This window comes from Micromonospora sp. NPDC093243 (genome assembly GCF_044753725.1).
In the GTDB taxonomy this organism is placed as follows: domain Bacteria; phylum Actinomycetota; class Actinomycetes; order Mycobacteriales; family Micromonosporaceae; genus Micromonospora.
Genome location: NZ_JBIVNT010000002.1, coordinates 875410 through 897572, shown reverse-complemented (window position 1 = coordinate 897572; position 22163 = coordinate 875410). Strand labels below are relative to the sequence as shown.

21 protein-coding genes are annotated in these 22163 nt (G+C 73.4%); 10 read left to right on the top strand and 11 right to left on the bottom strand.

The genetic code is table 11. The features are described 5' to 3' along the window. Nucleotides 1-5: 5 nt before the first annotated feature. Complete coding sequence (locus ACIP9D_RS09025) at nucleotides 6-965, bottom strand: ATP-binding cassette domain-containing protein (RefSeq protein WP_350867359.1); 960 nt, start codon at nucleotides 963-965, stop codon at nucleotides 6-8. 126 nt (nucleotides 966-1091) lie between these two features. Further along, the gene (locus ACIP9D_RS09020) at nucleotides 1092-1703 is read right to left on the bottom strand and encodes a PadR family transcriptional regulator (RefSeq protein WP_350868767.1); all 612 of its coding nucleotides are present in this window, start codon (nucleotides 1701-1703) and stop codon (nucleotides 1092-1094) included. A 148-nt stretch (nucleotides 1704-1851) separates the two neighbouring features. Here ACIP9D_RS09020 and ACIP9D_RS09015 point away from each other — a divergent pair, with 148 nt between their 5' ends. Continuing rightward, nucleotides 1852-3603: a biotin carboxylase N-terminal domain-containing protein gene (locus ACIP9D_RS09015; RefSeq protein ID WP_350867361.1), complete on the top strand. Its 1752-nt coding sequence runs from the start codon at nucleotides 1852-1854 to the stop codon at nucleotides 3601-3603. A gap of 32 nt (nucleotides 3604-3635) precedes the next feature. Here the strand turns inward: ACIP9D_RS09015 and ACIP9D_RS09010 are convergent, their stop codons facing one another. Continuing rightward, on the bottom strand, nucleotides 3636-4532 hold the full coding sequence (locus ACIP9D_RS09010; protein ID WP_350867363.1) for a LysR family transcriptional regulator ArgP: 897 nt from the start codon (nucleotides 4530-4532) through the stop codon (nucleotides 3636-3638). A gap of 68 nt (nucleotides 4533-4600) precedes the next feature. Between ACIP9D_RS09010 and ACIP9D_RS09005 the strand changes: the two genes are divergently transcribed. Continuing rightward, nucleotides 4601-5197 carry a LysE/ArgO family amino acid transporter gene (locus tag ACIP9D_RS09005; RefSeq protein WP_350867365.1) on the top strand — a complete coding sequence of 199 codons (597 nt, stop codon included), beginning with the start codon at nucleotides 4601-4603 and terminating at the stop codon, nucleotides 5195-5197. A 71-nt stretch (nucleotides 5198-5268) separates the two neighbouring features. Further along, complete coding sequence (locus ACIP9D_RS09000) at nucleotides 5269-6708, top strand: GuaB1 family IMP dehydrogenase-related protein (RefSeq protein WP_350867367.1); 1440 nt, start codon at nucleotides 5269-5271, stop codon at nucleotides 6706-6708. 270 nt (nucleotides 6709-6978) lie between these two features. On the opposite strand, the gene ACIP9D_RS08995 is transcribed toward ACIP9D_RS09000, so the two are convergent. Then, the gene (locus ACIP9D_RS08995; RefSeq protein WP_350867369.1) at nucleotides 6979-7542 is read right to left on the bottom strand and encodes a TetR/AcrR family transcriptional regulator; all 564 of its coding nucleotides are present in this window, start codon (nucleotides 7540-7542) and stop codon (nucleotides 6979-6981) included. An 81-nt stretch (nucleotides 7543-7623) separates the two neighbouring features. Between ACIP9D_RS08995 and ACIP9D_RS08990 the strand changes: the two genes are divergently transcribed. From ACIP9D_RS08990 to ACIP9D_RS08975, 4 genes are read left to right on the top strand one after another with little or no spacing between them, the layout of a single operon-like run. Beyond that, nucleotides 7624-8070: a DoxX family membrane protein gene (locus tag ACIP9D_RS08990; RefSeq protein ID WP_350867370.1), complete on the top strand. Its 447-nt coding sequence runs from the start codon at nucleotides 7624-7626 to the stop codon at nucleotides 8068-8070. 25 nt (nucleotides 8071-8095) lie between these two features. Then, the gene (locus ACIP9D_RS08985; RefSeq protein ID WP_350867372.1) at nucleotides 8096-8578 is read left to right on the top strand and encodes a MarR family transcriptional regulator; all 483 of its coding nucleotides are present in this window, start codon (nucleotides 8096-8098) and stop codon (nucleotides 8576-8578) included. Then, the gene (locus tag ACIP9D_RS08980; RefSeq protein WP_350867374.1) at nucleotides 8572-10305 is read left to right on the top strand and encodes an ABC transporter ATP-binding protein; all 1734 of its coding nucleotides are present in this window, start codon (nucleotides 8572-8574) and stop codon (nucleotides 10303-10305) included. The genes ACIP9D_RS08985 and ACIP9D_RS08980 overlap by 7 nt, the downstream gene beginning before the upstream one ends. Beyond that, the gene (locus tag ACIP9D_RS08975) at nucleotides 10302-12371 is read left to right on the top strand and encodes an ABC transporter ATP-binding protein (protein WP_350867376.1); all 2070 of its coding nucleotides are present in this window, start codon (nucleotides 10302-10304) and stop codon (nucleotides 12369-12371) included. Before ACIP9D_RS08980 ends, ACIP9D_RS08975 begins: the two co-directional genes overlap by 4 nt. 86 nt (nucleotides 12372-12457) lie before the next feature. On the opposite strand, the gene thrS is transcribed toward ACIP9D_RS08975, so the two are convergent. Both thrS and ACIP9D_RS08965 read right to left on the bottom strand, forming a co-directional pair. Further along, nucleotides 12458-13672, bottom strand: a complete 1215-nt coding sequence (gene thrS / locus ACIP9D_RS08970; protein ID WP_350867378.1) for a threonine--tRNA ligase — start codon at nucleotides 13670-13672, stop codon at nucleotides 12458-12460. A gap of 300 nt (nucleotides 13673-13972) precedes the next feature. Continuing rightward, nucleotides 13973-14767 (bottom strand): hypothetical protein, encoded by a 795-nt coding sequence (locus ACIP9D_RS08965; RefSeq protein ID WP_350867380.1) that lies wholly within the window; start codon nucleotides 14765-14767, stop codon nucleotides 13973-13975. A gap of 364 nt (nucleotides 14768-15131) precedes the next feature. Here ACIP9D_RS08965 and ACIP9D_RS08960 point away from each other — a divergent pair, with 364 nt between their 5' ends. Beyond that, entirely contained in the window at nucleotides 15132-15740 is a 609-nt protein-coding gene (locus ACIP9D_RS08960) for a DedA family protein (RefSeq protein ID WP_350867382.1), read from the top strand. Nucleotides 15741-15907: 167 nt separating this feature from the next. Next, nucleotides 15908-16606 (top strand): DUF998 domain-containing protein, encoded by a 699-nt coding sequence (locus ACIP9D_RS08955; RefSeq protein WP_350867384.1) that lies wholly within the window; start codon nucleotides 15908-15910, stop codon nucleotides 16604-16606. On the opposite strand, the gene ACIP9D_RS08950 is transcribed toward ACIP9D_RS08955, so the two are convergent. Next, a complete protein-coding gene (locus ACIP9D_RS08950) occupies nucleotides 16584-17987 on the bottom strand; it encodes an NAD(P)H-quinone dehydrogenase (RefSeq protein WP_350867386.1) in 1404 nt (467 codons plus the stop codon). The genes ACIP9D_RS08955 and ACIP9D_RS08950 overlap by 23 nt on opposite strands. 106 nt (nucleotides 17988-18093) lie before the next feature. Here ACIP9D_RS08950 and ACIP9D_RS08945 point away from each other — a divergent pair, with 106 nt between their 5' ends. Beyond that, on the top strand, nucleotides 18094-18549 hold the full coding sequence (locus ACIP9D_RS08945) for a gamma-glutamylcyclotransferase (protein ID WP_350867388.1): 456 nt from the start codon (nucleotides 18094-18096) through the stop codon (nucleotides 18547-18549). 72 nt (nucleotides 18550-18621) lie between these two features. Here ACIP9D_RS08945 and ACIP9D_RS08940 read toward each other — a convergent pair whose 3' ends face one another. From ACIP9D_RS08940 to ACIP9D_RS08925, 4 genes are all read right to left on the bottom strand, one after another. After that, nucleotides 18622-19593: a GNAT family N-acetyltransferase gene (locus ACIP9D_RS08940; protein WP_350867389.1), complete on the bottom strand. Its 972-nt coding sequence runs from the start codon at nucleotides 19591-19593 to the stop codon at nucleotides 18622-18624. 72 nt (nucleotides 19594-19665) lie between these two features. Continuing rightward, nucleotides 19666-20427, bottom strand: coding sequence for an SCO6745 family protein (locus ACIP9D_RS08935; protein ID WP_350867391.1), 762 nt, complete (start codon nucleotides 20425-20427; stop codon nucleotides 19666-19668). A gap of 64 nt (nucleotides 20428-20491) precedes the next feature. After that, nucleotides 20492-21475, bottom strand: a complete 984-nt coding sequence (locus ACIP9D_RS08930) for a hypothetical protein (protein ID WP_350867392.1) — start codon at nucleotides 21473-21475, stop codon at nucleotides 20492-20494. A gap of 4 nt (nucleotides 21476-21479) precedes the next feature. Then, nucleotides 21480-22106 (bottom strand): MBL fold metallo-hydrolase, encoded by a 627-nt coding sequence (locus ACIP9D_RS08925; RefSeq protein WP_350867394.1) that lies wholly within the window; start codon nucleotides 22104-22106, stop codon nucleotides 21480-21482. Between the last annotated feature and the right edge of the window lie 57 nt (nucleotides 22107-22163).

Here is a 22163-nt window from a genome sequence, read left to right as displayed (position 1 = left end):
GATTCTCAGGACTCGCGCAGCGAGCGGCCGGTCTTGGTGAGGAAGACGTCGTCCAGGCTGGGCCGGTGCAGCTCGATCGAGGCGAGCGTGAGGCCGGCCTGGTCCAGCCGGCGCAGGATCTGCGGGATCGCCGTGGCGCCCTCGTCGACATAGAGCCGCAGGCCGCCCTCGTCGGCGGTCTCCAGCTTGTTGACGTACGCCTCGCCGTCGAGCGCCTGCGCGGCCTGGGGGGTCGCGGCGGCCTCCAGCCCGACCAGCACCACGTCGCCGGAGATCTCGCGCTTGAGCTCGACCGGGGTGCCCTCGGCGACCACCTCGCCGTGATCCATGATCGCGATCCGGTCGCAGAGCGCGTCGGCCTCGTCGAGGTAGTGGGTGGTGATGAAGACCGTCATCCCCTCGGTGCGCAGCCTGCGGATCTCGTCCCACATGTGGGCTCGGCTCTGCGGGTCGAGGCCGGTGGTCGGCTCGTCCAGGAAGACGATCTTCGGCTCGTGGATGATGCCGAGCGCGATCTCCACCCGCCGGCGCTGCCCACCGGAGTAGGTCTTGCACTTGCGGTCGGCGTACTCGGTGAGCTGGAAGGCCTCCAGGGCGCGGACGGCGCGGCGGCTCGCCTCGGCCTTGCTGAGGCCGTAGAGCCGGGCCTGGAGGACGAGCTCCTCGCGGGCGGTGGACTCGTCCCAGGTGCTGCCGCCCTGGGCGACGTAGCCGATCCGGCGGCGCACCTCACCGGGGGCCTTGCGCAGGTCGGCGCCGGCGATGGTCGCCTCGCCGCCGTCGGGCTCGATGAGCGTGGCGAGCATCCGCAGCGTGGTGGTCTTGCCGGCGCCGTTGGGGCCTAGGAAGCCGAAGATCTCCCCCTCGGCGACCTCCAGGTTCACCCCCCGTACGGCGTCGACGGTCTTCGTCTCCCGACCCGCCCGGGAGCGGAACGATTTCCGCAGCCCTCTGGTCTCGATCATCTCTGCTCCTGGTCGTCCGGGCCGGGCCGTGCCGGCCGCCGCCTGCCCTGGGGACGCCGCGCGGCGCACTCCCCCCGTGGTGCCGGGAGCAGGCTAACGCGATATAGCTTCTGTGGTCAACGTTGATTATTCCGCGTCGGCCGGCCGATCCGGCAGCCGCTCCTGCCAGCCCGACCAACCCTGCGCCTGGTCCAGCCCAGCAGGCAGGTACGACACTCCGGATTCGATCCGCTCGGCGATCCGCTCGCACCACGCGATCTCGGCCTCCGCCCGGGCCGACCAGAGCTCGAACATCCACGCCACGTGCACCGGCTTGGTGTCGCGGATCCAGTCCGACTCCAGCGAGGCCCGCATCCACTCGACCCCCGCGCCGAGCTGGGTGGCCCGGTTGCGCAGGGCGGCGGCCGCCTCCTCGCGCGGCATCGCCGGCAGGAAGGAGAAGGCCGCCGTGAACGGGTCCGGGACCTCGTGCACCTTCCACCACAGACCGCGCAGCAGCGTCTCGAACTCGTCGTCGCCCTTGGGCGTGACCTCGTACGTGGTGCGGGCCGGCCGGCCGCCGACCTGTTCGGTCGCGACCGCCCGCAGCAGTCCCTCCTCGGTCAGCTTGCGCAGGGCGTGGTAGATCGAGCCGGGCTGCACGTTCGCCCACTTGTCGGCGTTCCAGCTGAGCAGTTCGCGCCGCACGTCGTAGCCGTGCACCGGCTGCATCCACTTGACCAGACCGAGAATCATCATCCGAGTTGCAGACACCGGGCAAGCGTAATAACCAAGTTTGACTAAGGCCCGGTGGACACAGTGCGGCATCCCACACTGAGCGATCGTTAGGGCCCGCAGGGTGGCCGATACACTCCCGGTCAACGACCTCCTGGGAGGAGCCCCCACGGTGCGCAAGGTACTCATCGCCAACCGCGGCGAGATCGCCGTCCGCGTCATCCGCGCCTGCCGCGACGCCGGTCTCGGCAGCGTCGCGGTCTATGCGGACTCGGACCGTGAGGCCCTGCACGCCACGCTCGCCGACGAGGCCTACGCCCTGGGTGGGGACACCGCGGCCGACACCTACCTGCGCATCGACAAGCTGCTCGACGTGGCCGCGAAGGCCGACGCCGACGCGGTGCACCCCGGCTACGGCTTCCTCTCCGAGAACGCCGACTTCGCCCAGGCCGTCATCGACGCCGGGCTGACCTGGATCGGCCCCACCCCGCAGGCGATCCGCGACCTCGGCGACAAGGTCACCGCCCGGCACATCGCGCAGCGCGCCGGCGCCCCACTGGTGCCCGGCACCCCCGACCCGGTGGGCAGCCCGGACGAGGTGATGGCATTCGCCGTGGACCACGGCCTGCCGGTCGCCATCAAGGCAGCCTTCGGTGGCGGCGGGCGCGGGCTCAAGGTGGCTCGCACCATGGAGGAGATCCCGCAACTCTTCGAGTCGGCCACCCGGGAGGCGGTCGCCGCGTTCGGTCGCGGCGAGTGCTTCGTCGAGCGCTACCTCGACCAGCCCCGCCACGTCGAGGCCCAGGTCCTCGCCGACCAGCACGGCAACGTCATCGTGGTCGGCACCCGGGACTGCTCGCTCCAGCGGCGGCACCAGAAGCTGGTCGAGGAGGCGCCCGCGCCGTTCCTCACCGACGCCCAGCGGGCCCAGATCCACCACAGTGCCAAGGCGATCTGCCGCGAGGCCGGCTACCACGGCGCGGGCACGGTGGAGTACCTGGTCGGCGCGGACGGCACCATCTCCTTCCTCGAGGTGAACACCCGGCTCCAGGTCGAGCACCCGGTGACCGAGGAGACCGCCGGCATCGACCTGGTCCGGGAGCAGTTCCGCATCGCCGACGGCGAGAAGCTGCGGATCACCGAGGACCCGACCCCGCGCGGGCACTCCATCGAGTTCCGGATCAACGGCGAGGACCCGGGCCGCAACTTCCTGCCCGCGCCCGGCACGGTCACCGCGCTGCGGCTGCCGACCGGCCCGGGTGTCCGGGTCGACACCGGGATCTCGGCCGGCGACGTGATCGGCGGAAACTTCGACTCGCTGCTGGCCAAGGTGATCATCACCGGGGAGACCCGGACGGAGGCGCTGGAGCGGGCCCGCCGGGCACTGGACGAGATGGTGGTCGACGGGATGGCCACCGCGCTGCCGTTCCACCGCCTGGTGGTCCGGGATCCGGCGTTCACCGCCGAGCCGTTCACCGTGCACACCCGGTGGATCGAGACCGAGTTCGACAACACCGTCCCGCCGTTCACCGCCACCGCCGGCCCCGCGGCCGAGCCGGCCGAGCGGGAGACCGTCGTGGTCGAGGTGGGTGGCAAGCGGCTGGAGGTCACCCTCCCCGCCGGCGTCGGCGCGGGTACGGCCAGCGCCGCGCCGGCCGCCCGGAAGCCGGCCCGCCGTGGCGGCGGCGCCAAGGCCGGCGCCACGGTCAGCGGTGACGCGCTCACCTCGCCGATGCAGGGCACCATCGTCAAGATCGCAGTGGCCGACGGGGACACCGTCGCCGAGGGCGACCTTGTCGTGGTGCTGGAGGCGATGAAGATGGAGCAGCCGCTGCACGCCCACAAGGGCGGCACGGTCAGCGGGCTGACCGCGGAGGTCGGCGCGGTGATCAGCGCGGGCGCGGCGATCTGCACCATCTCCTGACCGGCGGTCAGTCGTCGGGCGGGGCGGCCCGCTCAGCGCAGGGTCTCGGCGGCCACCTCGCGAACGGCGGCGGTCACGGCGGTCAGCACCTCTGACTCCAGCCGCCAGTGCTGCCAGTAGAGGGGGACGTCCACCTGCCGGCCGGGGGCGATGTCGACGCAGTGCCCGGCCGCCAGGTCGTCGTCGGCGATCTGCTCGGGGACCAGGCCCCAACCCAGCCCGAGCCGGATCGCGGCGCTGAACGCCGGCACCGACGGGACGTAGTGCACCGGCGGGTCGAGCGACCGGCCGGTGACCGCCCGCAGGAAGCGGTGCTGCGCCCGGTCCTTGCGGTCGAAGACGACCACCGGCGCGACGGCCAGGGCAGCCGCGGTGAGTCCGCCGGAAAAGTGCGCGACGGCCAGCGGCGGCGCGGCCAGCGCGCGGTAACGCATCGCGCCGAGCGGGAGCACCCGGCAGCCCTGGACCGCCTCGCGCTGGGCGGTCACCGCCGCCGTCACCGCGCCGTCGCGGAGCAGTTCGGCGGTGTGCTCCTGGTCGTCCTGGCGAATGTCGAAAGAGAGCCCGAGCCGCTCGGGCACCCGGGCCAGAGCGGCCGGGAACCAGGTGCCGAGCGAGTCGGCGTTCACCACCACCGCCAGCCGGGTCCGGGCGCCCCCGCCGGTCAGCGGGCCGCGGGCGTCGGCCAGCGCCTCCCGTTCGAGCAGCACGAGCTGCCCGGCGAGGCGCAGCAGCGGCGCACCGGCTGCGGTGGCCAAGCAGGGGCGGGCCCGCCGGACGAGCACCTGCCCGACCGTCTCCTCCAACGCCTTGACGCGCTGGCTCACCGCCGAGGGTGTGATGTGCAGCAGCCGGGCCGCCGCCTCGAAGCTGCCCTCCGCGACCACCGCCGCGAGCGTCCGCAGCTGGGTGGAGTCGAGGCCGTCCATCAGCTCAGCTTAACCAGGTTCAGAATCTTTAGTTCGACTCATGCCATCGGCGCACCTACCGTCGGAGCGTGCTCAGCTCCGCCGTCGCCGGCTTCTCACTCTCCCTCGCCCTGATCGTCGCCATCGGGGCGCAGAACGCCTTCGTCCTGCGCCAAGGGCTGCGCCGCGAGCACGTGCTTCCGGTCGTGCTCACCTGCGCCCTCTCCGACGCGGCGCTGATCACCGCCGGCATCGCCGGGGTCGGCACCCTGGTCGCCGACCGGCCGGCGCTGGTGACCACGATCCGCTGGGCGGGCGCCGCCTTCCTGCTGGGCTACGCGGCGCTCGCCGCCCGCCGGGCCCTGCGCCCCGGGGCGCTGGTGCCGACCGACCGGCCGCCGGCGACGCTGCGGGCGACGATCCTGGCCTGCCTCGCCTTCACCTACCTGAACCCGCACGTCTACCTGGACACGGTGCTGCTGCTGGGCGGCCTCGCGCAGCAGCACCCGGACCGGTGGGCCTTCGGCGTCGGGGCGGCTCTGGCCAGCGTCGGCTGGTTCACCGCGCTCGGCGCCGGCGCACACCGCCTCGGGCCGCTGCTGGCGCGCGCCGCCGCCTGGCGGTGGCTGGACGGCGCGATAGCGGTGCTGATGGCCGGGTTGGCCGTGACGCTGCTGGTTGGTTGATCAACCGGCGGCGAAGGTGTTTTCCATGACCAGCGGCGGCAGGACGGCCCGCGGCCAGGAATGATGGCCGGGTGCGGTTCCTACATGGCGCGGTTCCCGCGCACGACCTGACCTACAACGACGTCTTCATGGCACCGGCCCGGTCCGACCTGGGCTCACGCCTCGACGTCGACCTCTCCACCGGCGACGGCACCGGCACCACCATCCCGCTGGTGGTGTCGAACATGACGGCGGTCGCCGGACGGCGGATGGCCGAGACGGTGGCCCGGCGCGGAGCGATCGCGGTCATCCCGCAGGACATCCCGATCGAGGTGGTGGCGACCGTCGTCGCCTGGGTCAAGCAGCGCCATCTGGTCTACGACACGCCGATCACCCTCGGCCCGACGGACACCGTCGGCGACGCGATCCACCTGCTGCCGAAGCGCGCGCACGGCGCGGTGATCGTGGTGGACGCCGCCGGCCGGCCGCTCGGCGTGGTCACCGAGGCGGACACCGTGAGCGTCGACCGGTTCGCCCAGCTGCGCCACGTGATGTCCACCGAGCTGCACACCGTGCCGGCGGACGCGGATCCGCGTACCGGCTTCGACCTGCTCTCCGCGGGCCGCCGTCGGCTCGCCCCGGTGGTCGACGCGGACGGCCGGCTGGTCGGCGTGCTGACCCGGCAGGGCGCGCTGCGGGCCACCCTCTATCGGCCCGCGGTGGACGATCGCGGGCGGCTGCGGATCGCCGCCGCGGTCGGCATCAACGGCGACGTCACCGGCAAGGCCGCGGCGCTGCTGGAGGCCGGGGTGGACACGCTGGTGGTGGACACCGCGCACGGCCACCAGGAGCGGATGATCTCCGCGCTGCGGGCGGTCCGCAAGCTCGACCCGGCGGTACCGGTGGCGGCCGGCAACGTGGTCACCTCCGACGGCGTACGCGACCTCGTAGAGGCGGGCGCCGACATCGTCAAGGTCGGAGTCGGGCCGGGCGCGATGTGCACCACCCGGATGATGACCGGCGTGGGACGCCCCCAGTTCTCCGCCGTCCTCGACTGCGCGGCGGCGGCGCGGGAACTCGGCCGGCACGTGTGGGCCGACGGGGGCGTCCGGCACCCGCGCGACGTGGCGCTCGCGCTCGCCGCCGGCGCCTCGAACGTGATGATCGGCTCCTGGTTCGCCGGCACCTACGAGTCCCCCGGCGACATCTACACCGAGGCCGACGGCCGGCGTTACAAGGAGAGCTTCGGCATGGCCTCGGCCCGGGCGGTCAGCGCCCGCACCGCCGACGACAGCCCGTACGACCGGGCCCGCAAGGCGGTCTTCGAGGAGGGCATCTCCTCCGCCCGGATGTACCTCGACCCGAACCGCCCCGGGGTGGAGGACCTGATCGACGAGATCATCGCCGGGGTACGCAGCGCCTTCACCTACGCCGGCGCGCGGGACCTGTCGGAGTTCCACGAGCGTGCCCTGGTGGGTGTGCAGAGCGCTGCCGGCTACACCGAGGGGATGCCGCTGCCGACCAGTTGGTGACCGGTGGGCCCGCCGGTCAGCCGGCCCAGCCGACGACGGCCGCGCCGGCCCCGACGACGGCCAGCGCGGCGGCGACCAGCAGGGCGCGCCACACGACCACCATCACCCGGTCGTCCTCGATCCGCCGGGTCACCTGACGGCGCCGCTCGACCCGGCGCCATGCTGCGTAACCAATCCATGCATCGGCCATCCCCTCCCGTTTCACCCGTTACTGAGGGGATGGCCGCCACCGGACGTTCGGTTGCACGCCCGCCGCGAGAAGTCGGTGGGCTATTCGAAGAGGCGGCGGATCACGGCTCGGGCGGCCCGCTGAGGGTCGTCGCCGACCCGGGTCGGTAGCGCGCCGGCGAGCCAGAGCGTGGCGAAGCCGTGCACGATCGACCAGGCGGCGAGCGCGTCCCGCCCGGGGTCGGCCGGGCCGCCGTCGCGGGCGGCGCGGCCGGCCACCCCGGCCCGCAGCGCGTCGCCGGCCCCCTCCCGGGCCGCCCGTACCTCCGGCGCGTCGGCGCGGTAGAGCTCGGGCCGGAACATCACCTCGAAGTGCGCGCGGTGTCGCACCGCGAAGTCGACGTACGCCACGCCGGCGTCGAGCAGGTCGTCGCCAGCCTCGCGCAGCGCGTCGGCCAGCATCTCGAAGCCCTGCACGGCGAGCGCGGTGAGCAGGCCGGCCTTGTCGCCGAAGTGGTGCGCCGGTGCGGCGTGCGAGACCCCCGCCCGGCGGGCCAGATCCCGCAGGCTGACGGCGGCCGGCCCGGACTCGTCGATCACCTCCACCGCCGCGTCGAGCAGGGCACGGCGCAGGTCGCCGTGATGGTAGCCACGCGTTCCGCTCATGCCGCGATCCTAACTTGTCATTGACAAGATGTCGCTCGGCGAGGCATCTTGTCATCGACAAGTTCGAACGAGGAGGAGATCATGGCTCCACTGATCGCACTGATCGTCGGCACCGGGCTCGCCCGGCTGGCCGGACTGGTCGGGATCGACGCGCTCGACGGCTGGCAGCCCGCCCTGCGGATCGGGCTGGCCCTGATGTTCGCGCTCACCGCCTCCGCGCACTTCACCGGCGGGCGCCGCGACGACCTGATAGCCATGGTGCCGCCCCGGCTGCCGCGGCCGGACCTGCTGGTGACCCTCACCGGGCTGTTGGAGTCCGCCGGGGCGGTGGCGCTGCTCGTGCCGGCGACCGCGCGCTGGGCCGCGGCGGCGCTCGGGCTGCTGATGCTCGCGATGTTCCCGGCCAACGTCTCGGCGGCCCGACGCCGCCTCACCCTGGCCGGGCGACCGGTCACTCCACTGGCGAGGCGGACCGCGCTGCAGTTCGTCTTCATCGCCGCCGCCACCGTTATTTCGTTTGGCCCCTGACTATCAGGGAGCTAATCTGCTCCCCGTGGACCTGGTAACCCTCAACGACGTGCCGATGGGCCGACTCCTGGTGGTCGCCGGCCACCTCGTCGGCCAGCGGTGGAACCGCTTCCTGGCGGAGAAGTTCAACCTCACCCAGGCCGGCATGGTCACCCTCATGACCCTCGACAAGGACGGCGCGCTGCCGCACCGCGAGGTGGCCCAACGCTGCTTCGTCCGGCCGGCGACGCTGACCGGCATCATCGACACCCTCGAACGCGACGGGCTGGTCGAACGCCAGCGCGACGACAACGACCGGCGCAGCGTCCGGCTCGCCATCACCCCGGCCGGCCGCGAGCGAGTCGCCGCGATCGGCGCCCTCATCCGAGCGGGCCGGCCGCTCACCTCGGTCGACGCCGATCCCGCCAAGGAGGCGGTGATCCGGGCGTTCCTGCTGGAAGTCATCGGTAGTGGAGAGGACCCACGCATGACCGAACCCACCGACCTGCCGGGCGGCCAGCAGTGCTGATCCGACTGCTCCGCGGCCACCTGCGCCCCTACTCACGGCCACTGGCCCTGGTGGTGCTGCTCCAACTCATCGGCACGATGGCGTCGCTCTACCTGCCCAGCCTCAACGCCGACATCATCGACCAGGGCATCGCCCGGGGCGACACCGCCTACATCATGCGCACCGGCGGCTGGATGCTGCTGGTCAGCCTCGTCCAGATCATCTGCTCGATCGCGGCGGTCTACCTCGGCGCGCGGACCGCGATGGGCTTCGGCCGCGACGTCCGGGCCTCGATCTTCGGGCACGTCAACCGCTTCTCCGCCCGCGAGGTGGCCCGATTCGGCGCGCCCTCGCTGATCACCCGCAACACCAACGACGTTCAACAGGTGCAGATGCTCGTGCTGATGAGCTGCACCATGCTGGTCGCCGCGCCGATCATGAGCGTCGGCGGGGTGGTGATGGCGCTCCAGGAGGACCTCGGGCTCTCCTGGCTGATGCTGGTCAGCGTGCCGGTGCTGGCCGTCGCGTTGAGCCTGGTCATCCGCCGGATGGTGCCCGGTTTCCGGCTCATGCAGACCCGGATCGACACCGTCAACCGGGTGCTGCGCGAGCAGATCACCGGCATCCGGGTGGTCCGGGCGTTCGTCCGGGAGCCGTACGAGACGGACCGCTTCGCGGTCGCCAACGCCGATCTGACCGCGACCGCGCTGCGCACCGGCCGGCTGCTGGCGCTGATCTTCCCGGTGGTGATGCTGGTGCTCAACGTCTCCAGCGTCGCCGTGCTCTGGTTCGGCGCGCAGCGGGTCGACTCCGGGGCGATCGCGGTCGGCGCGCTCACCGCGTTCCTCCAGTACCTCATGCAGATCCTGATGGCCGTCATGATGGCGACCTTCATGCTGATGATGGTGCCCCGGGCGGCGGTCTGCGCCGAACGGATCACCGAGGTGCTGGACACCGACTCGTCGGTGGTGCCGGCCCCGAGCCCGGTCGCCGAGCCGCCGCGCCGGGCAGAACTGGAGCTGCGCGGGGTGCGCTTCCAGTACCCGGGCGCGGCCGAGCCGGTGCTGCGGGACATCTCGTTCCGGGTCACCCCGGGAACGACCACGGCGATCATCGGCAGCACCGGCGCGGGAAAGACCACCCTGCTCTCGCTGATCCCCCGGCTGGTCGACGTCACCGACGGCGCCGTCCTGGTCGACGGGGTCGACGTCCGGGAGCTGGCGCCGGACGAGCTGTGGCGTCGGATCGGCCTGGTGCCGCAACGGCCCTACCTCTTCACCGGCACGGTGGCGAGCAACCTGCGCTACGGCAACCCGGACGCCAGCGACGCGGAGCTGTGGGCGGCGCTGGAGATCGCCCAGGCATCCGACTTCGTCGCCCAGATGCCGGACGGGCTCAACGCCCCGATCGCGCAGGGCGGCACCACCGTCTCCGGCGGGCAGCGGCAACGCCTCGCGATCGCCCGCGCCCTGGTACGCAAGCCGGAGATCTACCTCTTCGACGACTCGTTCTCCGCGCTCGACCTGGGCACCGACGCGCGGTTGCGGGCGGCGCTGCGGCCGGTCACCGCCGACGCCGCCGTGGTGATCGTGGCCCAACGGGTCTCCACGATCGTCGACGCCGACCAGATCATCGTGCTCGAGGACGGGGGAGTCGTCGGAGTGGGACGACACGAGGAACTACTGCAGAGCTGCCCGACGTACGCCGAGATCGTCGCCTCGCAGCAGACCGCGGAGGTGCCGGCATGACCGCGAACGGACGGCCGGGTGCCGCCGTACCCGCGCAGAAGCCGGCCGGCGAAGGGCGGACGCCGAAGCGGCTGCCGCCCGGCGGGCAGCGCGGCGGCCCGCCGTGGATGGGCGCCGGGATGCCCGCCGAGCGGTCGATGGACTTCGTGCCGTCCGCCCGACGGCTGCTCGGCCGACTGCGCCCGCACCGGCTCCACCTGATGGCGATCATCGCGCTCGCGGTGGTGAGCGTCGGGTTCAGCGTGGCCGGACCGAAGATCCTCGGCCACGCCACCGACCTGATCTTCACCGGCGTGATCGGCCGGCAGATCCCGGCGGGGAGCACCACCGAGCAGGCCGTGGCGGCGGCCCGGGCGACCGGCAACGACGCGTTCGCGGACATGCTGGCCCGGATGAACCCGGTGCCCGGCGCGGGCATCGACTTCGGCGCGCTGGGCCGGGTGCTCTCGCTGGCGCTCGCCCTCTACCTCGCCGCCAGCCTGCTCATGTGGTGGCAGGGCTGGCTGCTCAACGGCGTGGTGCAACGCACCGTGCTGACGCTGCGTGCCGACGTGGAGGCAAAGCTCAACCGGCTGCCGCTGCCCTACTTCGACCGGCAGCCCCGGGGCGAGCTGCTCAGTCGGGTCACCAACGACATCGACAACATCTCGACGAGCCTCCAGCAGACGTTGAGCCAGCTGCTCACCTCGCTGCTCACCGTGGTCGGCGTGCTCGGCGCGATGTTCTGGATCTCGCCGCTGCTGGCCCTGGTGGCGCTGGTCGCCGTACCGCTGTCGGTGCTGGTCACCCAGCGGATCGCCAAGCGGTCGCAGCAGCAGTTCATCGCCCAGTGGCGGCACACCGGCGAGCTGAACGGCCAGATCGAGGAGGCGTTCACCGGCCACGAGCTGGTCAAGGTCTTCGGTCGCCAGCGCGAGGTGCAGGCCGCCTTCACCGAGAAGAACGACGAGCTGTTCCGCGCCAGCTTCGGTGCGCAGTTCGTCTCCGGGATCATCATGCCGTCGATGATGTTCATCGGGAACCTCAGCTACGTGGCGATCGCCGTGGTCGGTGGCCTCCGGGTCGCGTCCGGGTCGATGAGCCTCGGCGACGTGCAGGCGTTCATCCAGTACTCCCGGCAGTTCACCCAGCCGCTGACCCAGGTGGCCTCGATGGCGAACCTGCTCCAGTCCGGGGTGGCCTCGGCCGAGCGGGTCTTCGCGGTGCTCGACGCCGACGAGCAGAGCCCCGACCCGGCGGTGCCGGCCCGGGTGACCGACCCGCACGGACGGGTCGAGTTCGACCACGTCTCGTTCCGGTACGAGCCGGACAAGCCGCTGATCGACGACCTGTCGCTGGTCGCCGAGCCGGGGCACACCGTGGCGATCGTCGGGCCGACCGGCGCCGGCAAGACCACCCTGGTCAACCTGATCATGCGGTTCTACGAGCTGGACGCCGGCCGGATCAGCCTGGACGGCGTGGACATCACCACCATGCGCCGCGACGACCTGCGGGGCCGGATCGGCATGGTGCTGCAGGACACCTGGCTCTTCGGCGGCACCATCCGGGACAACATCGCCTACGGACGCCCGGACGCAGGAGAGGAGGAGATCCTGGCCGCGGCCCGGGCCACCTTCGTGGACCGGTTCGTGCGCAGCCTGCCGGACGGCTACGACACGGTCATCGACGAGGAGGGGAGCAACGTCAGCGCGGGCGAGAAGCAGCTGATCACGATCGCCCGGGCGTTCCTCGCCGAGCCGTCCCTGCTGATCCTGGACGAGGCGACCAGCTCGGTCGACACCCGCACCGAGGTGCTGCTCCAGCGGGCCATGGCCGCGCTGCGCTCGGACCGGACCAGCTTCGTCATCGCGCACCGGCTCTCCACCATCCGGGACGCCGACCTGATCCTGATGATGGAGAACGGCCGGATCGTCGAGCAGGGCACGCACGAGCAGTTGGTCGCCGCCGGCGGCGCGTACCACCAGCTGTACCGGTCGCAGTTCAGCCAGGCGCTCACCGACTCCGACGAGCCCGACGACGGCGCCGCCCGGCGGCCCGCGCCGGCCCAGGGGGCGCTGTCGTCGTGACCGACCTGCCGGGCGCCGGCGCCGGGTTCGAGGTGCCGGGTGCCGGCGCCGGGCCCGGCGCACGGCGCGCCGGCGCGGGGTCCGGTTCAGCTGGGCAGCAGGTCGGCGCTGCGGGCGGCCACCACGCCGGTGACCAGCCGGAGCGCGGCCTCGACCGGCATCGGGTCCAACCCCCGGCCGTCGCGCAACCGCAGGGCAACCAGCCCGCCGGCGGCCTCCCGGGCACCGATCACCGCGACGTACGGCACCCGGCGGCGGACCGCGTCGCGGACCCGCGCGCCGAGCGATCCGGCGGCGTCCACCTCGACCCGCAGCCCGGCCGCCTCGCCCCGCCCGGCGAGGTCGGCCGCGGCGGCGGCCTGCCCGTCGTCGACCGGAAGCACCGCCAGCTGGACCGGCGCGTACCAGGCCGGGAAGGCGCCCTGGTGCACCTCGATGAGGTACGCGAAGAGCCGCTCCATGCTGCCGACCAGGCTCCGGTGCACCATCACCGGCCGCCGCCGCGACCCGTCCCGGTCGGTGTAGGACAGGTCGAACCGCTCCGGCTTGTCGAAGTCGAGCTGGACGGTGGCGAGGGTCGACTCGCGGCCGGCGGCATCCACGATCTGGATGTCGATCTTCGGCCCGTAGAAGGCCGCGTCCCCCGGCGCCTCGGCGTACTCCAACCCGGCCAGGGCGGCGCGCAGCAGCTCCTCGGCGCGCGCCCACTGGGCGTCGTCGCCGACGTACTTCTGCCCCGGTCCGCGCAGCGACAGCCGGAACCCGGCCGGGCGGACGCCGAGCGCGGCGTGCGCCTCGCGGATCAGCCGGAGGATCTCGGCGACCTCCTCCCCCACCTGGTCCAGCGCGCAGAAGTTGTGCGCGTCGTTGAGCGAGATGGCCCGTACCCGGGACAGCCCGCCGAGCACCCCGGAGCGCTCGGACCGGTACATTCCGCCCAGCTCGGCGATGCGCAGCGGCAGCTCCCGGTAGGAGCGGCCCCGGGCGGCGAAGACCAGGGCGTGGTGCGGGCAGAGCGCCGGCCGGAGCACGAACTCGTCGTCGTCGCTCACCTGCATCGGCGGGAACATGTCGTCGGCGAAGTAGCCGAGGTGGCCGGAGAGTTCGAAGAGTTCCCGCTTGCCCAGCGGCGGCGAGTAGACGTGCTGGTAGCCGGCCCGCCGCTCCAACTCCCGGACGTACTCCTCGACCGCGTGCCGGGCGGCGGCGCCGGCGGGCAGCCAGATCGGCAGCCCGGCGCCGGCCAGCGGGTGGGAGACGAACAGGTCCAGCTCACGGCCGAGCCTGCGGTGGTCGATCATGTCGCTCTCCTTGATCGGGTACGACCCGGAGGCGATCTGGTCACCGAACGCCGCGCGGCCGTCGGGGGCGGATCGCCCCGGGGCCTCGTCGACGAAGACGTCAGTGCGGCGCGCCGGGGATTCCCGGCGTCGTGGTCAGATCCGCGCTGCGCATGCGGCGACGGTATCCGTGCGTCAGCCGCGTCCGCACCCGGATTTCCGGTCGGGCCTCCCGCTCCACCCTCCACCGGCAGATGGCCGCGGCCGGCCGTGGACGGCGCCGGCGGGTGGCCGGGGCCGTCCGTGGACAGCGCCGGCGGCCTACGGCGTCGGAGGGATCCGGCCGCCGGCCCGCACGAGCCACTCGCCGGTCTCCCAGTCCGACGGGCCGTTGTCGATGCGGTAGCAGAGGTCGAAGCGGATCCCGAGTCCCGACCAGGGACTGCGGATCGGAACGACCCGGAAAATGTCCTCCAGACCCGGAGCGGTCATCCCCTGAGGGTCGGGGAAGAGCAGTTCGAGCTGGGCACGCGTCAGGTCGGTCCAGAGGGCGAACTGCCACTCCGGATACGTCCGCCACGGGTCGTGGACCAGTTCGAATCGGGGCTCCCGCCCGACGACGAAGTCCGCGATGCCGTGCCGGAGCTCGTCAGCGCTCGACGGAAGCACGAACGGCCACGGTTCACCGGTGGGATAGCGGTACATCGTCGCGGTCGAGGCGACGGCAGCCACCAGGCTCTGCCACTGCTCGGGCCGGACGGCGCAGGTGGGCAGGTTCACCCCCGTGTGGTCGACGCGCGGGACGTGCCCGGCGAGCCGCCGGGCCAGCTCTGCCAGCTCGATCCCGGCCGGCGGGCCCTGCTCGTCGGGTGCCGCCCCACCGCCGCCGCCGATGGTCTGCCCGGTGTCGAGAGCGATCTCCGGCTCCGGCACGTCGGCCAGCAGGAACGTGGTCACCGGCCGGGCTCCGTCCGGCCGCGGCGGGGTGAGCCTGAGGCGGCCGACCGCCTCCGAGGCGTACGGCACGTCGGCGAGGAGCGTGCGCAGGTGGGTGAGGAAGGCGTGCGCCTCAGGCGTGTCGGGCAGCCGGAAGGTGATCTCAGAAAGCCGGGCCATGCGGCCGACCGTACCGGCGTGCCCCGGCCGACCGGGGCAGATGATCATGCGAATTTCCGGCTGGGTCGTCAGGCCCCCGAGAGGGGCGGGCGGCCGGCACGGGACCTGCCGGCCGCCCTCCGCGGCCCGATCGTCGGAAACGGGGGATCCGACGGTCACGGGGCCGCGCGCCGACAACGGTACGCCGACGGACGCCGATCCGCCGACCGTCACGCAGCCCGTGACCTGCGGGCCCGGACGGTCGTTGTACCTGGGTGGCCCTGCCGTGTCGGCGGTCACCACCGGCCAGGGCTGTCCACGGTGACGCCGGACACGCCGTCAGGCTCAGTACACCCAATCGGCCGGATCCGGCGAGGTGGCAGGCGTGCCCGAACTGTTAACTGACGTCGCTTCGCCGACGTGGGCGTACCTCGCGCTGCTCGGTCTCCTGGCGGCGGACGCCTTCATCCCGGTGATCCCCACCCAGGTCATCATGATCACCAGCGGGGCGCTCACCGTGTACGGCGGGCTGGACCTGCCGCTGACCATCGCCGTGGGAACCCTCGGGGTGCTCGCCGGGGACCTCGCCTGCTACCTGCTCGGCCGCAGCGCGCCCGACCGTCGGGCCCCCCGACATGCCGAGCCGAGCCGGACCCGGCGGGTCGCCGACCGGGTCACCCAGGGGTTACGTCGCCCCGGGCCGCTGGTGATCCTGCTCTGCCGGTTCGTGCCCGGCGGCCGGATGGCGGCCCACTTCTCGGCCGGCCGCAGCCGCTACCCGTACCGACTCTTCATGATCTACGAGACGGCCGCCGCGCTCGGCTGGGCGACCTACGGCGCGATGGTGGGGCACCTCGGCGGGACCGCGCTGACCGAATCGGCCTGGCGGCTCGCGGTGATCGCCGTCGTGGCGGCGGCCGGCTTCGCCGCCGCCGGTTGGGCGATGACCCTGGTCAGTGCCCGGCACGCTCGCGCCGAGGTCCCGGTCGACTGACCTGCCCGCCGCCATGGGCCGTCGGCCGCATCCGTCGATGAGCGGCGTCCGGCGCCGGAAGGCGTACCCGCAGGGGGCGTGACCGCGCGTCCTAGGGGTGGTCCCGGGGATCGATTTCGGTGGCCGGCCCCGATCCGCTTCGGGTGCTTCCGGCGACAGGCTGAGGCATGCCTGGAACCCGGAGCGCCGGCCTGCTCGCCCTCGGCGGAATCGCCGTCGCGGCCCTGCTCGCCGTGATCGGTCACCTCGAAGTCAACGACGATCTGAACCCGTGGGCGCTGACCGTGAGCGACTTCGCGGTCTCCGACCGGGGCGGCGTCATCGACGTCGCCATGGTGCTGCTCGCGCTCGCCACCGCGGTCCTGCTGCCCGGCCTGCGCCGCACCGGGGCCCGCGCCCCCGCCGCCGAACTGCTGCTCGGGGCCTGGGTGGCCGGGCTGCTGCTGGCCGCCCTCGTGCCGACGAACGAGCCCGGTACGCCGATGACCACCGCCGCGTACCTGCACCGGTACGCCTCGGTGGTCGCCTTCCTGGCGCTGCCGGTCGCCGGCTGGCTGCTCGCCCGCCGGGCCCACCTCGCCCCGGTCGCCGGGTTGCTACGCGGCCTGGTGCTGACCAGCCTCGTCCTCGCGGCGGCGATGATCTGGTCCGCCTACCCCGGCGACCGGCTGCTGATCGGCCTGGCCGAGCGGCTGCTCATCCTCGCCGAGGTCGCCGTCCTCGCCACCATCGCCCTCACCTTCAGCAGGGCACCGGGCGATCATGCAGTTGTGGTGCCTCGCGAAAGGGGCGTTCCGCCCCGGAACGCCCACCACAACTCCATGATCGGCGCGTCGAAGGGGGTTACTCCAGTTCGTGGAGCATGAGCTGGCGGGCGGCCTCGGTGATGGAGCCGGAGAGGCTCGGGTAGATGGTGATGGTCTGGGCCAGCTCGTTGACGGTCAGGTTGTTCTCCACCGCCATGGTGATCGGCAGGATCAGTTCGCTGGCCTTCGGTGCGACCACCACACCGCCGATCACCTGGCCGCTGGCCGGGCGGCAGAAGAGCTTCACGAAGCCGTCGGCGAGGTCGTCCATCTTGGCCCGGGCGTTGCCGGAGAGCGGCAGCATCACCTGCCGGGCCGGGACCTTCCCGGCGTCCACCTCGTCCTGGGAGACCCCCACCGTGGCCAGCTCGGGGTCGGTGAAGACGTTCGCGGCGACGGTGCGCAGCCGCAGCGGGCGGACCGCCTCGCCGAGCGCGTGCCACATCGCGATCCGGCCCTGCATGGCCGCGACGCTGGCCAGCGGCAGCACCCCGGTGCAGTCGCCGGCGGCGTAGATGCCGGGGACGTTGGTCCGGGACACCCGGTCGACGGTGACGTAGCCGCCGCGGGCCAGCTCGACGCCGTACTCGGCGAGCCCCAGGTTGGCCGTGTTGGGGATGGAGCCGACCGCGATCAGCGCGTGCGAGCCGTACACCTTGCGACCGTCGGAGAGCTCGACCTCGACGCCCGCCTCCGTGCGGCGGACCGCGTCGGCGCGGGAGTTGTTGAGGATGCTCATCCCCCGGGCCCGGAACACCCGCTCGATCGCCGAGGCCGCGTCGGCGTCCTCGTGCGGCATCACCCGGTCGCGGCTGGAGACCAGGGTGACCTCGACCCCCATCGCGAGGTACGCGCTGGCGAACTCGGCGCCGGTCACGCCGGAGCCGACCACGATCAGGTGCTCGGGAAGCTCCGGCAGGTCGTACACCTGGCGCCAGGTCAGGATGCGCTCGCCGTCCGGCAGTGCGGTGGGCAGCTGGCGCGGGGTGGCGCCGGTGGCGACCAGCACGGTGGCCGCCTCGATCGAGTACTCGTCGCCGCCGTCGGTCGGGGTGACCAACACCCGGTGGGTGTGACCGAGCGTGTCCTCGCCGAGCCGGGCGGTGCCGGCCACGAAGGTGACCCCGGCCTTGAGCAGCTTGGCGTGGATGTCGGCCGACTGGGCCAACGCGAGGCGCTTGACCCGCTCGTGCACCGCCCGGGCGTCGACGGTGACCGCCTCCAGCCCGTCGGAGTGCACCCCGAACTCCTCGGTGTCCCGGTAGCCGGTCACCACCTCGGAGCTGGCGATGAAGGTCTTCGACGGTACGCAGTCGGACAGCACGCAGGCCCCGCCGGCGCCCTCGGCCTCCACCACGGTGACCTCAGCGTCCAGCTGCGCGGCGACCAGGGCCGCCTCGTAGCCGGCCGGCCCCCCGCCGATGATCACGATCCGGCTCACAGCCTTCGCCCTTCGTCGATGCTCACAGTGACTTTCTTCTCCCGAACGCGTCCGACACGCACTGTCGTATTCTCCCCCACCCGCCCGCCGGGCTATCGTCATCGCCGTGCGTCTTCACGCCGCCTACGGCTCAAACCTGGATCCCGCCCGGATGCGCGCCTACTGCCCGCATTCGCCGATGGTGGGCACCGGTTGGCTGGAGGGCTGGCGGCTGACCTTCGCCGGCGCCGACGTGATCGGCTGGGAGGGCGCGGTGAGCACCGTGGTCGAGTCCCCCGGCGACCGGGTCTTCGCGGCGCTCTACGACATCCACCCCTACGACGCCGCCCAGCTCGACGAGATCGAGGGCGTCACCGCCGGCACGTACCGCAAGCTGCACGTCCGGGTCTCGACCCTCGACGGCGACGTGACCGCGTGGGTCTACGTCTTCGACGGCTACGAGGGTGGCCTGCCGACCGCGTGGTACCTCTCGGAGATCGCGACCGCCGCCGAGAAGGCGGGCGCGCCGGACGACTACGTCACCGAGCTGCGGTCCCGCCCCACCGGCACCGCGTCGGCCTAGAGGCTGTCGCACACCGCCAGTCTGCTACCGCCGCGACCCGGGCCGCTCGCCGACCCCGGGCAGCGTCGTCAATCACACACCGGCCCCCGGCGCGGCCGGTACGACCAGCTCGTACATGTCGGTCCACCGGGTCTCGGCGAGCCCCACCGAGCGGTAGAGCGACAGCGGGGTGGTGGGGTTGGCCAGGTCGACCCCGAGGCCGGCCGAGCTGCGGCCCTTCTCCGCGTAGCGGGCGAACGCCCGGCGCAGCAACGCGGCGCCCACCCCCCGACGCCGGAAGGCGGGCAGCACGGAGAGGCTGCGGACGAAGCCCTCGTTCTGGTCGAGCGCCTGGTCGGAGGATTGCAGCCCGCCTGCCGCCACCCCGTCCACCTCGGCGACGAACCACTCGTCCCAGGTGGTGCCGTGCTGGGTGATCTTCTTGCGCCACTCGGCGTAGCCGAGCGGCTCGTAGTCGGGGGTGTCCCGGAACGCGGTGTCGAAGATCCGGTGGAACTCCCGCAGGTCCAGCTCGTCGTCGGGGCGGACCGGGCGGACCGTCACCCCGGGCGGCGGGGGCGGCTCGGCGGGCAGGTCGGCCAGCGAACGGCGCATCCGGACGTAGCGCTTCGCCAGGGTGAAGCCGGCGTCGCCCAGGGCGCGCTGCCAGTCGCGCTCCGGCTCGAACACCGCGCACCGCACGGTCAGCGCCGGCAGCTCACGCTCGGTGGCCCGCTCGGCGACCCGGTCCAGTTGGCGGGCCAGCAGCGGGCCGCGTACCTGGTGCCCCTGCTCCGGGTCGACGTAGACCTCCACGAACTCCCGCCCCACGCCGGTCGGGTTGTCGACGCTGGCCCAACCGACCACCGTGCCGTCCGGGTCCAGGGCCAGCCAGTGATCCCGGGCCGGATCGACGTACGGGCCGGTCAGCGCCGCCTCGACGTCCTCGGCGTCGAAGTCGGGATAGCCGACGGCGAAGGTGTCCGCGGCGTGCACCACGGCGAGGATCGCGGGGACGTCGTCGAGGGTGGGCCGGCGCGCGCTCCAGCCAGCGGGAAGGGTCACACGGGCGATCCTGGCAGGGGACGACCCGCCGCGCCGCCGATTTACCGCCCGGCGCCCGGCGGCGATCGCCGATCAGGCGGCCGGGCCGGACCGGGCCACCGGGGCCGACTGCGCCCGGGCGGCGGTCAGCAGGTCGAGCAGCTCGACGCCGTCGACCGGGCCGAGCGCCGCGAACGCCGGCGCGGCCAGCCGGTCGGTCACCGCCTCGGCCCAGAGCCGGCGGCGGACCAGCGGCCCGACCGGCGGGTAGGGCGGCGCCCATCCGCAGGCCATCGCGCCCGCCTCCCCCTCCGGCCCGGCCAGCACCGACTCCAGCGGCGTCATCCCGCTGGCCCGGACGGCGAGCAGGTAGGCGCCGGCGAAGTGCTCCCGGAGCAGTCGCAGCGCCGCCGCGGCCCGCGCCCCGGCCGTCCGGCCCGGCACCGGCATCGCCCGCCACGCGGCGAAGAGTGGCATGCCGCTGGCGTCGGCCGCGCCGACCGCGCGTTCCAGCAGCCCGGCGAGCCGGTCGACCCCGGGGACGCTGTCCAGGTGCTGCGAGCCCCACCGGCAGCACTCGGCGAGCGTCGCGGCGGCCACCTCGAACGGCCGGACGGTGCGGGCCGCGCCGTCCCAGCCGTCCGCCACCGCGTCCGGCGCGATGAAGCCGAGCGCGGCGGCCGCCGTTTCCGCGCGTACGTCACCGAGCGCGCCGGCCCGGCCGCTGACGTAGAAGGCCCAGCCGGAGATGCCGAGCAGTCGCGCCCGGCGCAGGGTGATCGGGCAGCGGCTGAACGCGTCGCCGAGGTCGAGCACCATCGGCTTGCTGGCCGCGGCCACCTGCTCCGGCGTCATCGGGCCTGCCCGCGCGCGCCGGAGCGGGCCGGTCCCGCCCGCATCCCACGTCCGTCCATCGAGGTCAGTCTGCCTCTTCACCGCCCGTCCCGGCAGCCCCCTCGTCGGCCTCCAGCGCCTCCACCGCCGCCTCCACCTCGCCGGTGCGCCGCCGGGCCGTGGTGAGCGTCCGCTCCGCCCCGCGCCGGGCCAGCTTGGCCCGGCTCAGCTCCTGCTCGGCGACCGCCCGCCGCCGCTCCAGCTCGGCCAGCTCGGTCTCGATCCCGTCGAGTGCGGCAGCGCCGTCGCGCTCGGCCGCCGTCGCGTCCGCCAGGTCCGACTCGGCGCGCCGCTGATCGGTACGCGCCTTCGTCAGCTCCCGCTCCAACGCCCGGCGTTGCCGCGCCCGCTCGGCCCGGGCGGCCCGCTCGGCCTGGGCGGCACGTTCCGCGGCCCGGTCGGCCGACCGGCCGCCCGGCGGTCGCTGGGCCGGGGCGCGTCCGGTGTCCCGCCGGGTCCGGCGCTCCGCCGCTTCCTCGCCCTCCTCGTCGCCCCCGGTGACCAGGCGCAGCTGCGGGCGGGGGGTCTCGCCGAAGCCGGCGTAGCTGGCCGCCCGGAGCAGCCGCCCGGCCTGGATCTGCTCGGCCACCTCGGTGTCGGCGAGCGCCGCGTTGAGGGTCGCCTCCACCTCGGCCAACGGCAGCTTCCCGGCCGACGGGGCGCCGGCCTCCCCGGCGGCGAGCTTGCGCACCTCGGCGACGAGCGCGCCGACCACCGCCCGCCGCTGCGCGGAGAGTTCCCGCAGCCGGGGCCCGCGCAGCTCGCGCTGGGCGGTGCGCAACGCCTCGGCGAGTTGCACCAGGTCGGCGACCAACTCGGGCCGGCGGATCGCGAGCAGGTTCACCAGCCAGGCGGCCACGGTCGGGCGGCGCAGCCGGGCGATCTGCCGGGCGGCGGCCGGGTCACCGGCACCCCGGGCCTCGGCGACCGCCGCGTCCCGGGCCGCGACGAAACGGTCCGGGGGCGTGCTGTAGAGCTGCCGCACCAGCTCGGCGGAGGGGTCGGCCATCGCGTCAGGCGTCCAGCCGGGTACCGGGCTCCAGCCGCTGGTACTCGGTGTGGGACAGCGCCGTGTACTGGCGGTCCAGCACACCCAGCCCGTTCGTGTTGAGCAGCGCGTCGTGCAACGCGTACGCCCGGCGCGGGGCGACCGCCCGGATGAAGTCGACCACCTCGGAGAACTTCGACCAGGGAGCGTGGATGGGCGCGAAGAGCGTGTCGACCGGCTGGTCGGGCACCACCAGCGAGTCCCCCGGGTGGTAGACCACGTCGTTGATCAGGAAACCCAGGTTCGCCACCACCGGGATGTCCGGGTGGATCACCGCGTGCTGTCCGCCGTAGGCGCGGATCGCCACTCCGGCCGCGGTGAACCGCTCGCCGGGCTGGACCGGCTGCAACACCTCCGCCGCGTCGGCCAGGGGCGCGGCGAGCGAGGCCGGCCCGTGCACCGTGAACGGTCGCCGGTCGAGCTGGCGGGTGATCGCTTCGGCATTCAGGTGGTCCGGGTGCTCGTGCGTGATCAGTACCGCGTCCGCCCCGTCGAGCGCTGCCGGGTCGCTGAAGACCCCGGGGTCGATGACCAGCACGCCACCGTCGTGCTCCACCCGTAGGCAGGAGTGGGCGTACTTGGTGAGCTGCATCGTGACTCCTCGATTATCGAATCGTGACGTCCTCAGCGCAGTCTGCCGGAACCGGCG

Bases quoted from the DNA above. Each gene is read 5' to 3' on its own strand.
- ACIP9D_RS09025 (WP_350867359.1), bottom strand. From the start codon at position 965: ATGATCGAGACCAGAGGGCTGCGGAAATCGTTCCGCTCCCGGGCGGGT.
- ACIP9D_RS09020 (WP_350868767.1), bottom strand. From the start codon at position 1,703: ATGATGATTCTCGGTCTGGTCAAGTGGATGCAGCCGGTGCACGGCTAC.
- ACIP9D_RS09010 (WP_350867363.1), bottom strand. From the start codon at position 4,532: ATGGACGGCCTCGACTCCACCCAGCTGCGGACGCTCGCGGCGGTGGTC.
- ACIP9D_RS08995 (WP_350867369.1), bottom strand. From the start codon at position 7,542: ATGAGCGGAACGCGTGGCTACCATCACGGCGACCTGCGCCGTGCCCTG.
- ACIP9D_RS08990 (WP_350867370.1), top strand. From the start codon at position 7,624: ATGGCTCCACTGATCGCACTGATCGTCGGCACCGGGCTCGCCCGGCTG.
- ACIP9D_RS08975 (WP_350867376.1), top strand. From the start codon at position 10,302: ATGACCGCGAACGGACGGCCGGGTGCCGCCGTACCCGCGCAGAAGCCG.
- thrS (WP_350867378.1), bottom strand. From the start codon at position 13,672: ATGATCGACCACCGCAGGCTCGGCCGTGAGCTGGACCTGTTCGTCTCC.
- ACIP9D_RS08965 (WP_350867380.1), bottom strand. From the start codon at position 14,767: ATGGCCCGGCTTTCTGAGATCACCTTCCGGCTGCCCGACACGCCTGAG.
- ACIP9D_RS08955 (WP_350867384.1), top strand. From the start codon at position 15,908: ATGCCTGGAACCCGGAGCGCCGGCCTGCTCGCCCTCGGCGGAATCGCC.
- ACIP9D_RS08935 (WP_350867391.1), bottom strand. From the start codon at position 20,427: ATGACGCCGGAGCAGGTGGCCGCGGCCAGCAAGCCGATGGTGCTCGAC.
- ACIP9D_RS08930 (WP_350867392.1), bottom strand. From the start codon at position 21,475: ATGGCCGACCCCTCCGCCGAGCTGGTGCGGCAGCTCTACAGCACGCCC.
- ACIP9D_RS08925 (WP_350867394.1), bottom strand. From the start codon at position 22,106: ATGCAGCTCACCAAGTACGCCCACTCCTGCCTACGGGTGGAGCACGAC.